We start from the raw sequence: 12,539 nt of genomic DNA on the forward strand, positions 1-12,539 counted from the left end.
AAGATTTAATGAATATCCCTACATAAGAATAGAACTATCCACTGTATTCAGGTGTGAGCGGGTGTAATCCGTTACCCTAAATCACTAGTGTCCCATTAAAATTGGGACACTAGTGACTGCAAATATAAAAATGTTATAACGAATTAGCAAAATAATTTGCAGATTTAATTTTTATGTTTATATTTGCATCGTGAGAATACGATAAGTACTACTGATTCAAGAGGTAACCTAAAAGTATAATACTATTATATAGCAAAAACGTTACACAAATATATGTCGTCACTAAAAAAAATATCGCTGAAGGATATTGCTGAAGCTGCAGGCGTTTCAACAGCATTGGTTTCGTTCGTTTTGAATGGGAAGAAGAAAGAGTATCGCGTGGGAGAAGAGACTGCCCAACGCATATTGAAAATTGCCAATGAAATGAACTACCAGCCTAATCTTGCGGCCAAAAGTCTCCGTAGTGGCAAAACAAAAACAATAGGATTAGTGGTTTCTGATATTTCCAACCCATTTTTTTCTCAATTGGCACGTGTATTGGAAGATGAAGCAACCAAACGAGGATATACTGTACTTTTTGGAAGTTCAGATGAGGATAAGGATAAGATGAATCGTGTTGTCAGTAATCTTATTAATAAAGGTGTAGATGGACTCATCATTGTTCCTTGTGATAATTCCGAGAAATCCATTGCTTCATTGGTGAACAATAATATTCCTATCGTTCTATTTGACCGCTATTTTCCTGAACTTAATGTCAGTTATGTAGCGTTGAATAACTTCAATGCCTCCTATATATCTACCAAACATCTTTTGAATGCAGGCTATAACGCTCCTTGTATGGTGGCTTATGATGTCAACCTTATCCATATGAAAGAGCGTATCCGTGGCTATAAAAAGGCTATGGATGAGGTTGGTAAGAGAAATTTGGCTAACGTGGTCTTTTTGAAGCAGGATGCTCCCAGAAAGTCCGCAGATCGTTTATTGCCTAAAATGATTGATAGCGGTGTAGACGCTTTTCTTTTTGCTACCAACATGATTTCATTGGCTTGTTTATATACAATAAAAGACATGGGAGAGGGAATTATTGGTAAAATAGGTTTAGTGGGTTTTGATGGTAATCCGGTATTTGACTTTTTTGACGCCCCTATATCCTATATTCAGCAGCCTATAGATGTTTTAGTACAGAAAGCACTTGAAATACTGATAGATATCATTATTAACGGTAATACAGTGCAGTCTGTGCTTGCCGAAGGAGAATTTATTGAAATGGCTCCTTAGGAGAGCTGTTTTTTTTACATGATAGCTTAATCGATTTAGTTAATTTTTATATTAATCTCAATAACATCAGTTGAACCATGAGAAATTCAAGATTAATCGGTGGAAAGCCGAAAATTGGTATCAGACCTATTATTGATGGTCGTCGTGGAGGTATTCGTGAGTCATTGGAAGATATGACTATGGCTATGGCCCATAAAGTAGCCGAACTTTATTCTTCTGTTTTACGTCATAGTGACGGCACTTCCGTAGAGTGCGTCATTGCAGATACAACTATTGGAGGAGTAGCTGAAGCTGCTATGGCGGCTGAGAAATTCCGTAATAGTGGAGTAGGTGTTGTACTCTCTGTAACTCCTTGCTGGTGTTACGGATTCGAAACTATTGATATGGACGGAGAAATGCCAAAAGCCATTTGGGGCTTTAATGGTACAGAACGTCCGGGTGCGGTTTATTTGGCTTCAGCATTGGCAAGTCATACACAGAAGGGATTGCCTACTTTTGGCATTTACGGACGTGATGTACAGGAGGTGACCAATATGGAGATACCGGAAGATGTACAGGAAAAATTGTTGCGCTTTGCCCGTGCAGGTATAGCTGTGGCTACAATGAAGGGGAAATCCTATCTTTCAATCGGTAGTGTATCTATGGGCATTGCAGGCTCTATTCCTAATCCTGATTTCTTCCAGGAGTATTTGGGCATGCGTAATGAGTATGTGGATGCCAGTGAAATAGAACGTCGTGTTCAGTTGGGTATTTATGACCATGAAGAGTTTGCACGTGCCATGGCATGGACAGAAAAGTATTGCAAGAGTAATGAAGGGACAGACTTTAATCCGGAACATCTGGTATATTCCCGTGAAGAGAAAGATGCCCGTTGGGAATATGTGGTAAAAATGACCCTTATTTTCCGTGATATGATGATTGGTAATCCCAAATTGGCTGAAATGGGCTTCAAGGAAGAGTCAATGGGACACAATGCGATTGCTGCAGGTTTCCAGGGACAGCGTCAGTGGACGGATTATAAGCCTGACGGTGATTTTTCAGAAGCTATTCTGAATACTTCTTTTGATTGGAACGGTATCCGTGAAGCATTTACTTTCGCTACGGAAAATGATACGTTGAATTGTACTTCAATGCTCTTTAATCATCTATTGACCAATACTGCACAGATATTTGCGGATGTGCGTACTTACTGGAGTCCGAATGCCATAGAACGGGTAACGGGTAAGAAATTGGAAGGTAAGGCGGCAAACGGTTTCATTCACCTCATCAACTCCGGCTCTTGTACGCTTGATGGAACAGGTTGTCAGACACGTGACAATAAACCGGTAATGAAGCCTTTCTGGGAAATTACGGAAGAAGAAGTGGAAGCTTGTCTTTCTGCAACTAAATGGCATCCGGCCAGTCGCGAATATATGCGTGGCGGTGGTTATTCTTCCCAGTTCTTGACTCGTGGTGAAATGCCGGTAACAATGTGCCGTTTGAATCTCGTAAAAGGTCAAGGTCCGGTATTGCAGATTACCGAAGGCTGGACAGTAAATTTGGATAAGGATGTTTTCAAGGCTATCAATGAGCGTACTGACCGTACATGGCCTTCCACTTTCTTCGCTCCACGTCTGACAGGTAAGGGGTATTTCCGTGATGTATATACCGTTATGAATAACTGGGGGGCTAATCATGGCGCTATCAGTTATGGTCATATCGGTGCTGACTTGATTACTCTGGCTTCCATGCTTCGTATTCCAGTATGCATGCACAATGTTTCTGAGGAAGATATTTTCCGTCCCAGTGCATGGACCGCTTTTGGCGAGGATATGGAAGGCAGTGACTATAGAGCTTGCAAGAATTATGGACCTCTCTATAAATAAAGGAAACAAGCGTTATGTTGAAATCAACCAAACTGAAAAACACTCTGCTGGTAGGTGCAACTGCAATATTTGTATCATGCGGCGGACAAAAAGAGATCAAGATGGGAAGTTATGCTTATGATGCTCAGTTCTTAAAGGACCACGGCATTGAATATACTGAATTGGTATCTGCTGATGGGAATTCTAAAGTGATGGTTATTCCTGCATGGCAAGGCCGTGTAATGACTACTTCTGCTTCCGGCGATGAAGGTGATAGTTACGGCTGGATTAATTATCGTTTCATAAATGAAGGCAAAGTTAGTTCTCAATTTAATCCGGTAGGAGGTGAGGAACGCTTCTGGCTTGGTCCGGAAGGTGGTCCGTTCTCACTTTATTTTAAGGAAGGACAAGAACAGGTTTATGATAATTGGATAGTTCCTCCGGTACTTGATACTGAAGCTTTTGACATAAAGTCGCAAGACAACAGTAGTATCCGTTTTGTGAAAGATACTCGTTTGACAAATGCTTCCGGTACTACTTTTGATATGAATATTGACCGTACTGTATCGTTGATGGATGCCGGTGAAGTGGCTGCCGATTTTAATATCCAGCTTACAAATGATATGAAAATTGTAGCTTACAAGAGTGAGAATAAGATTACCAATACAGGTGACAAGGCGTGGACAAAAGAGGGTGGTCTTGTATCTGTATGGATGCTCGGTTGTTTTAATCCTACACCGACCACTACTGTATTCATCCCTTATAAGCAAGATGCGGAAGGAACAATCGTGAATGATGAATATTTCGGTAAGATACCGGCGGATAGGCTGATAAAGGAAAATGGTATTATCTATTTCAAGATTGACGGACTCTATCGTTCCAAACTGGGATTGCCGGCCTCACGAGCAACGGATATTTGCGGAAGTTATGATTCATCAAAAGGCGTACTCACAATCTTGTGGTGTAGTCTTCCCGAAACTTCTTCAGTCTACGTAAATGGCCAATGGGGACCTCAGAAAGATCCGTTTGCTGGCGATGTAATCAACTCTTATAATGACGGTCCGGTAGAAGACGGTTCTATAATGGGACCTTTCTATGAAATTGAAACATCTTCTCCTGGTGCGGAGCTGGCTCCAGGTACATCATTGGTTCATACGCAAAAGGTGATTCATATACAGGGTAAGGATGAACAACTGGCTCCTATCGTGCAAGATTTATTTGGAGCAGATTTGAATGTAATAAAAACAAAGTTTCAATAGGGTAACTATATAATGGAGAATTCGTATGGAATCAAATAAAATAATACCGAAAGGAATCCTCTTCCCATTCATTCTGCTCACTACTCTTTTCTTTGCTTGGGCTGTGCCGAATAATCTAACAGATACTATGCTTGCAGCTTTTAAGCGCATTATGAGTATGAGTGATTCAAAAACAGCTTGGATACAGGTGGTGTGCTATTTGTTGGGATATGGATGTTGTGCTGTTCCCGGTGCCTTGTTTATTAAGAAATACACTTATAAATCAGGTGTGATGCTGGGGCTTGGTCTATATGCATTTGGGGCTTTACTATTCTATCCTGCCATGCTTTGCTCGGGAGTGAATGTTGATTTCAGCTTCTTTATGTATCTGCTGGCAATCTTTGTTCTCTTTGCCGGACTTTCAGTTCTGGAAACGTCTACTAATTCTTATGTATTGGCAATCGGTCCTGAAAGTACCGCGACACGCCGTTTGAATCTGTCTCAGGCTTTCAATCCGTTCGGAGCGATTACGGGAGTGGTGATCAGTCAGATTTTCATTCTCTCACAACTGAATGGAATGACGGCGACAGAGCGTGCCCAACTTCCGGCTGAGGAGTTGGCCGCCATCCAAGGGCAGGAATTGAATGCTGTCACTACTGCCTATGTAGTTCTTGGAGTGGTAATGTTGGTGCTCTTACTTGCTATTCGGCTTACCAAAATGCCTAATCTTAGTGAAAAAGGTGAAAAAATAGAGTTTGGTGCCACTATTCGTCGTCTTATAAAGAATAAGAATTATGTATGGGGTGTAATAGCACAATTTTTCAATATTGGTGCACAGATAGCCGTATGGTCATTCGTGATTCGTTATGCTATGGTACAGCTGAATTTTGATGGTGTATTGGCTTCTTTAGGAGATTCTGCTTCTGCAGATGCTGTTGTAAATGCATTACGGGGAGTAGAACCGGTAGCTGCTGCATTCTATAATTGTTGTGAATGGCTTGGATTGAATGATTTGCTGCCACGTACAGCAGAACAAGCTGCAGCTACTTACTATATCATGTCACTTATTCTCTTTGTAGTAATGAGATTCGTATGTACTGCCATGATGAAATATGTGAAAGCTTATAAACTTTTGATAGGGCTTGCGCTCTTGGCTGTCATGTGTTGTTTGGGTGCAATGTTTGGCGAAGGTAGTTTCGGAGTTTATTGCTTGATGGGTATTTCCGGTTGTATGTCATTGATGTTCCCGACTATTTATGGTTTTGGACTTACTGGGCTTGGAGAAGATACCAAGATTGGAGGTTCATTTATGGTAATGGCTATTGCTGGTGCTGCCGTTCTGACCCAAATCCAGGGTATTGTCTCCGACCAAACGGGTAGTATTATGGCTGCATATGTTGTACCTGCCGTTGCTTTTGCTGTGATTGCCTATTATGGGTTCTTCATTGCTAGAAAACAGAAAAATGGTGGTTATATTTAGAAAACTTATAATTTAAAACAAAATATCATGAAAAAAGTATTTTTATTCTTAACAACTTTAATAAGCTTGTCTGCTCTATCTATTGATGGTTCGGCGCAAACTGATAGAGGCGAATTAGGAAGTTTGACCACTGTCAAAGACGGATTGCGTAGCCGTCGTATAAGCAGTGCCGATAAAACGGGAAATAACGGTGACTGTGTAGGACAGTTTAAGCCGGGAGAAAAATGGAGCGTGGAAATTCCTGGAACAGGTGTCATCAACCACATTTGGTTTACCATCGCTCCGACAAGCATCATGAGAAACGATCTTATATTCCGTATTTATTGGGATGGAAACAAGTATCCCTCTGTAGAAGCTCCTATTGCAGCTTTTTTCGGAAACGGTTGGGACGAGAAATATGAGTTCATCTCTCTGCCATTGGCAGTTGGTCCAAGAGATGGTACGGGGCTTGCTTGCTATTTTCAAATGCCTTTCGAGAAGGGCGCACGTCTGGAGATTGAGAACCAGAGTGATGAACCCTTGACCCATCTCTACTATTATGTGGACTACACCGAGATGGATAAGTTACCTGCTAATTCAGGACGTTTTCACGCTTGGTTCAATCACGAGACAACTGACGCTCTTCCCGAAGGCGAAACCGAGTGGGGGTTGGTAGGCACTCCGGGTTGCAATGTAGATGGTGCCAACAACTATCTGTTTGCTGATATTAAAGGTAAAGGACATTTTGTAGGAATCAACTACTATATTCACTGTCCGTCGCCTATGTGGTATGGCGAAGGCGATGACTTGATTATCATCGATGGTGAATCGAAGAAAGCCTTGAGAGGCACGGGAACGGAAGATTTCTTTAACACTTCTTGGTGTCCGGCAAGCATCTTTACTCATCCCTACTACGGTTATGCCCGTGTGAACCGTGATAACGGTTGGTTAGGAAGAACGCACGCTTACCGTTTTTTTATTGCCGATCCCATCTACTTCAGCACCTCTTTCAAAGGTTCTATTGAGCATGGACATAACAACAACTTGACCCTTGATCTCAGCAGTGTTGCTTACTGGTATCAGTCCGAGGCTCATGAGTTACCTGCTGCTCCGACTAAAGCCGACAGAGCACCGAAACCATTTATCCGTGATCAAGATATGCATCGTTGGAGACATGAGTGGAGAAAGAACTTCGGCAATGGCTCTAAATTGTGGGGTAATGAAAGAAAATAAAGTGAATTAAACGAGTGTTATGAAAACTATGTTTTTTGTTTAAAATTAACACTATAATATTTAATCGTAACAACTCTGCTATACAAACTTGCTATCATTCAATGTGTTGCTTCTTGTAATATGCTTCGTTTTGAGTCTTTTTAGACCAAATTTATTAGAGCTCTTAACGAATAAATATTGATAATCAATGAATTAAGGCATCATAGATCGTTGAGTAGTTACACTTAATTTTAACTCTAATGAAAAACAGGAATATGCTACAAAAGTGGCTCATCATTCTTTTCTTAGGCTTGATAACCCAAGCGGTTTCCGCACAGAACATCAATGTGCAAGGTGTTATTACCGACGAAACTGGGGAAACAATGATTGGCGTATCAGTATTGGTTAAAGGAACATCAACCGGAGTCGTTACCGATATAGACGGTCATTTCTCGCTTTCTGTTCCGAAAAACAGTGTTTTGTTGATTTCTTATATTGGATATAAGAGTAAGGAAATCTCCGTAAACGGAGCTAAAAGACTGAACATAGAGATGGAGCCGGAGGCCCAAAATCTGGACGAAGTCGTTATCGTAGCTTATGGACAACAGAAGAAAGTCTCGGTTACAGGATCTATGTCAAGTATCAACAACGAAGCGCTGCTGAAGTCGCCGTCGGCATCTTTGGGTAACGCCATTTCCGGTAAGTTGCCGGGGCTTTCTACGGTACAGTATTCTGGTCTTCCCGGTGCTGACGACCCTGTGATTTTGATTCGAGGCCAATCCTCATTCAATGGTTCATCTCCTTTGATATTGGTGGACGGTGTAGAACGTTCGTTCACGCAGATTGACCCGAATGAGGTTGCAGACATCACCGTGTTGAAGGATGCTTCCGCTACCGCTGTGTATGGTGTGCGTGGTGCTAACGGTGTCATATTGGTAACCACCAAGCGTGGTGAAATAGGTAGAACTAAAGTGTCTGCATCTACTTCATGGGGTGTGCAGAGTGTAACCAACTTTATTGATATGGCGAACTCTTATACTTATGCTACCGCTTATAATAATGCCCGTGTTTCAGATGGTAATCAACCGGCCTTTCAGCCTGCTATTATCGAACACTTTAAGAATCACGATAACCCGCTTCTCTATCCGGACATCGATTGGATAGACTATGTGATGAAAGACCATGCCTTGCAGAGCCAGCATAACGTATCCGTATCGGGTGGTAATCAGGTGGCGCGCTATTTCGTGTCAGCAGGTTTCCTCGATCAGGATGGTTTGTTCCGTACTTTCGACAAGGATTCCAACACTAATTTCTCATACAAACGTTACAACTACCGTGCTAACTTGGACCTTTCTTTGGGTAAATACCATGAACTTTCCATCAACCTCGGTGGCCGTGTTGAGAACAAAACCAGTCTTGCGAGTTCGGAAGAACGTATCTTTGTCTATTTGATGGATGCGCAGCCTTTCTCTGGTGCTGGTATCATAGATGGCAGATGGGTACTCGCTAATAGAGATCTTATCGACCCGACAGGTCTTGAAAATATCGTGAGTGGTATCGACGGTTTGGACACGTTTTATGGTCAGGGTTATAAATCTTCCTCTACCAATGTGTTGAACGCCGATATTATCTACAAATTGAACATGGAGTTCCTGACCAAGGGATTGGATTTCCGTGTAAAGGCTTCTTACAACTCTTCTTATGGGCAAACAAAGGATCGTACATGTGGCAAGCCTGCCTCTTTCCGCCCTTATCTCACAGAGGATGGTGAAGTCGTTTACCAGCGTTCCGGTGACTATTGGAATCCGGGATACAATGAGTCTTCATGGTCCAACCGTGATTGGTATGCTGAGGCAAGTTTCAACTACAACCGCACATTTGGCTACCACAACGTAGGTGCTTTGTTACTGTATAACCAGTCCAAAACCTACTACCCTGGTTCTTATACAGCTATCCCCTACGGTTATGTAGGTTTGGTTGCACGTGCCACTTACGACTACGGTCACCGCTATATGATCGATGCCAACATGGGTTATAACGGTTCCGAGAACTTTGCCGAAGGCAAGCGTTTCGGTTTCTTCCCCTCTGTATCTGTCGGTTGGGGCATTTCTGAAGAAAAATTTTGGAAACCCATCAAGTCAGTGGTTTCTTATATGAAGTTACGTGCATCTGTCGGTACCGTAGGTAACGATAACTGCCAAGGCCGTCGTTTCCTCTATCTGCCTTCTGCATGGGGTATTTGGAACGGATATTTTTCCAGCATGCAAGACTATCAGGGTTATAACTTCGGTACTACGAACAATACTTTCTTGAACGTGGCACGTGAGATGTCTTCTTCTTCACCTGATGTGACTTGGGAAACTGCAGTGAAGTATAACGTAGGTTTCGATGCCAAGTTCTATAATGACAAAATCGGGTTGAATGTTGACCTGTTTAAGGAGAACCGTAAGGACATCCTGATTTCCAACGTGAATATGATTCAGTCGCCTACAGCTGTCCGTCCTTCTTATATCAACTACGGTCGCGTGAAGAATCACGGTTACGAGGTGACTTTGTCCTACTCCGACAAGATTGGCAAGGACTTTTCCTTCACCATTTCTCCGTCGGTATCTTATGCCAAGAATAAAGTTATTGAATGTTCTGAGTTGAAACGTAAAGACAAGTTGGTGAAAGCCGACAGTTATATGGGGCGTAAATTAGGTTTGACCGAAGACCAAGTGGTTTCTCCGGACTGGACCTATTCAACCGGTCATGCCATTGGAGCCCGTCGTGGATATGTTTTCTTCGGCCTTTACGAAGAAGGTGTAACAGAAGAGGCTTACCGTAAGACTTATGGAACGGATATCCCTCAACAGCTGGTTCCTGATTTGAAGAACGGTGATGCTGTTTATGTTGACTTGGATGGTGACGGTTTGATTTTGGAAGAGTACGACCAGATATATTCTGAAATTACGGATAATCCGAAATATGTATTCTCTTTGAACTTTGATTTCCGTTATAAGAATTTCGACTTTACCATGTTGTGGACGGGAGCTGATCAGGTTAATCGTATTCTGCAAGGTCCTTACCGTAACCCCTTCGGTGAATCTCATCGTTCAGCTTTGATGCAGTGGGTGTATGATAACTCTTGGTCAGAGGATAACCCTGATGGACATCTACCGCGTCTTACCTTTACCAATGAGAAGCAGAACCGTGCCAACTCCGACCTTTGGTATCAGGATGCCCGTTACATCCGTCTGAAAAACCTGGAGATTGGTTATACGCTGAGAAACAAACCTTGGTTGCCGAAAACCACGAATATGCGTTTCTTCCTGAACGGTACTAATTTGTTGACTTTTACTCCGTTTGATGCCAACGACCCCGAAAATACGGGTGGTGGTTCCGGATTCAGATACCCGTTGATGCGTGTTGTTAATTTAGGCTTGAAAGTTAACTTCTAAATAAATGTATATGAAAAAAATAAATTCAATAAAAATCATACTGCTATTGGCAATCATCTCTTTCGTGGGTGTAGGCTGTGTGGACGAAATTAAGTTCGGGAACGCATTTTTGGAGAAAGCTCCGGGAGAAGACGTGAACGAAGATGTTATCTTCTCCAAGAAGGTATATACTGACTATTTGTTGTGGCAGTGCTACGAGGGACTTTTCACTCCGTTTAAGAATTGTTATGCAGGTAATGGACAATTTGAGACCTTGTCTGACATCATGCACTCTGAAGAGGGATGGGACTCCATGGGACGTTTTCATTATACAGGAGTTTTGTCTGCCGCTAACGCTAACCCGGGTTGGTTGGTTGCTCGTGCAGCTTACATTACAGCGGGGGGAATGGAGAATATGAATAATACAGCTTTCCGTTGTATCTGGACCGGCATACGCGACTGTTGTTTGATGTTGGATAACGTTGATCGCGTGCCCGATATGACCGATGCGGAAAAGGCACGTTACAAAGCCGAAGTGAAAGTGATTATGGCAAGCAAGTACTTTGACGGTATCCACAATTTTGGTGGTCTTCCTATTGTTGACCATGCACTTGGCGCAGACGAGGTTTTGGAAAAACCACGTTCTACCATTGAGGAAACCGTAGCATTTGCCGTGCGTTTGCTGGATGAAGCCATCGCCGAACCTGAATTGCCCTGGAATATTCCCGCATCAGAATTGGCTACTTGGGCAGGACGTGTTACCAAGGCTTCGGCATTGGGTGTTAAGGCAAAATTGTTGAACTATGTAGCAAGTCCCATCTTCAATAGCGATTCTCCGTATTGTGTAGAAGAGCCCCAGGAGCTGTCAGAGCCCTCCAGGTGTGGTATGGTAATTACGACGTGAAGCGTTGGGAAGCTGTGGTAGAAACATGCGAGGAATTCTTCCGTATGAATGCCGCTAACGGTAACTATTATCAGTTGGAAGAGGCTGTTACTTCCGATGAAGCCGGCTATCGTGCCGCTTTCCGCAAGGCATACCGTGCCCGTGGTAACAGAGAGTCTCTGCTTGAGGTACATGACCGTGTATATATGTTGGAGTGGGATAATCAGCCCGGCGGTTTCTGGCATGATGGTGGTATCGCTCCTACTTTGGAGTGGATGGAAATGTTCCCGTGGGCTGATGGTAAGAACTACGACGGACAGAAATATTACAATCAGAGACCTGCGCAGAAGGATATCTTCGAAAACCGTGATCCCCGTTTGTATGAAACTATCGTTGTACAAAAGCGTGACTATAAACATCAGATTTATGGCGAGGATAACCCCATACAATTGTGGGAAGGTGGCGAATTTTTGACTTCCGGCGCCAGATGGAATTGTAAGCCTTGGGGATTGCCCCTTTATAAATTTGTATTGGACTTGGGTGATGCTATGCATGGTGGTGCAGGTCTTATTGATAGAGAGCCTTTCCAAACCTCTTATATCCGTTTGGCTGAGCTTTATCTGATTTATGCTGAGGCATTGACTGAGACCGGTAACAACGTAAAGGCATTGGAGCAAATCAATAAGGTAAGAGCCCGTGTCGGTTTAGGCAAACTCGAAGTAATGAATCCCGAATTGGACTTGACTACCAATAAGGAAAACCTGATTAAGGAAATCATGCGTGAACGTGCTTGTGAATTAGGGTTTGAGTATGAAAATCGCTTACACGACATGAATCGCCGTGTCATGGAAAAAGACTTTAAGAAACGTCTGCATGGAATCCACATTTATCGTTTGGATGATAACAATGAATTGGTATTGAAGAAATGGACTAAAGACGACGGTGAACCTTTTCCGACAAAATTCTTATATGTGCCATACGACCTGAATGAGGGTGATGCTACGGCTGTAGGTTATACTATCATAAAAGATGGAAAGGAATCGACGATAGAATCGCCTACGGGGATGACAGCAAATCCGCGTTTTATTTGGGATACTCCCGACCGCTGGTCCAACAAGTGGTTGCTCGTTCCGCTGCCACCTGATGAAATTAATAAGAACTATGGTTTGACACAAAACCCGGGATGGTATTAAAATCTTAATTCTA

General features: G+C 42.7%; 8 protein-coding genes. All 8 read left to right on the forward strand.

The features are described from left to right. The first annotated feature begins 273 nt into the window (after window positions 1-273). The 8 genes from JCM16496_RS14515 (at window position 274) to JCM16496_RS22015 (ending at window position 12,526) form a co-directional block, all read left to right on the forward strand. The gene (locus JCM16496_RS14515) at window positions 274-1,278 is read left to right on the forward strand and encodes a LacI family DNA-binding transcriptional regulator (RefSeq protein ID WP_025835172.1); all 1,005 of its coding nucleotides are present in this window, start codon (window positions 274-276) and stop codon (window positions 1,276-1,278) included. Window positions 1,279-1,355: 77 nt separating this feature from the next. Then, complete coding sequence (locus JCM16496_RS14520) at window positions 1,356-3,143, forward strand: L-fucose isomerase (protein ID WP_025835174.1); 1,788 nt, start codon at window positions 1,356-1,358, stop codon at window positions 3,141-3,143. 14 nt (window positions 3,144-3,157) lie between these two features. After that, the gene (locus JCM16496_RS14525) at window positions 3,158-4,381 is read left to right on the forward strand and encodes a DUF6786 family protein (protein ID WP_025835176.1); all 1,224 of its coding nucleotides are present in this window, start codon (window positions 3,158-3,160) and stop codon (window positions 4,379-4,381) included. Between the two features lie 25 nt (window positions 4,382-4,406). Continuing rightward, window positions 4,407-5,840 (forward strand): L-fucose:H+ symporter permease, encoded by a 1,434-nt coding sequence (gene fucP, locus JCM16496_RS14530; RefSeq protein WP_025835178.1) that lies wholly within the window; start codon window positions 4,407-4,409, stop codon window positions 5,838-5,840. A gap of 27 nt (window positions 5,841-5,867) precedes the next feature. Continuing rightward, window positions 5,868-7,052, forward strand: a complete 1,185-nt coding sequence (locus tag JCM16496_RS14535; RefSeq protein WP_025835180.1) for a glycoside hydrolase family 172 protein — start codon at window positions 5,868-5,870, stop codon at window positions 7,050-7,052. Between the two features lie 254 nt (window positions 7,053-7,306). Next, window positions 7,307-10,471, forward strand: a complete 3,165-nt coding sequence (locus tag JCM16496_RS14540) for a SusC/RagA family TonB-linked outer membrane protein (RefSeq protein WP_025835182.1) — start codon at window positions 7,307-7,309, stop codon at window positions 10,469-10,471. Window positions 10,472-10,481: 10 nt separating this feature from the next. Beyond that, window positions 10,482-11,354, forward strand: coding sequence for a RagB/SusD family nutrient uptake outer membrane protein (locus tag JCM16496_RS22010; protein ID WP_159102459.1), 873 nt, complete (start codon window positions 10,482-10,484; stop codon window positions 11,352-11,354). Further along, window positions 11,330-12,526 carry a RagB/SusD family nutrient uptake outer membrane protein gene (locus JCM16496_RS22015; RefSeq protein ID WP_128809620.1) on the forward strand — a complete coding sequence of 399 codons (1,197 nt, stop codon included), beginning with the start codon at window positions 11,330-11,332 and terminating at the stop codon, window positions 12,524-12,526. The genes JCM16496_RS22010 and JCM16496_RS22015 overlap by 25 nt, the downstream gene beginning before the upstream one ends. Window positions 12,527-12,539: the final 13 nt, after the last annotated feature.

The sequence above is a fragment of the Bacteroides rodentium JCM 16496 genome (assembly GCF_000614125.1).
Classification (GTDB): Bacteria; Bacteroidota; Bacteroidia; order Bacteroidales; family Bacteroidaceae; genus Bacteroides; species Bacteroides rodentium.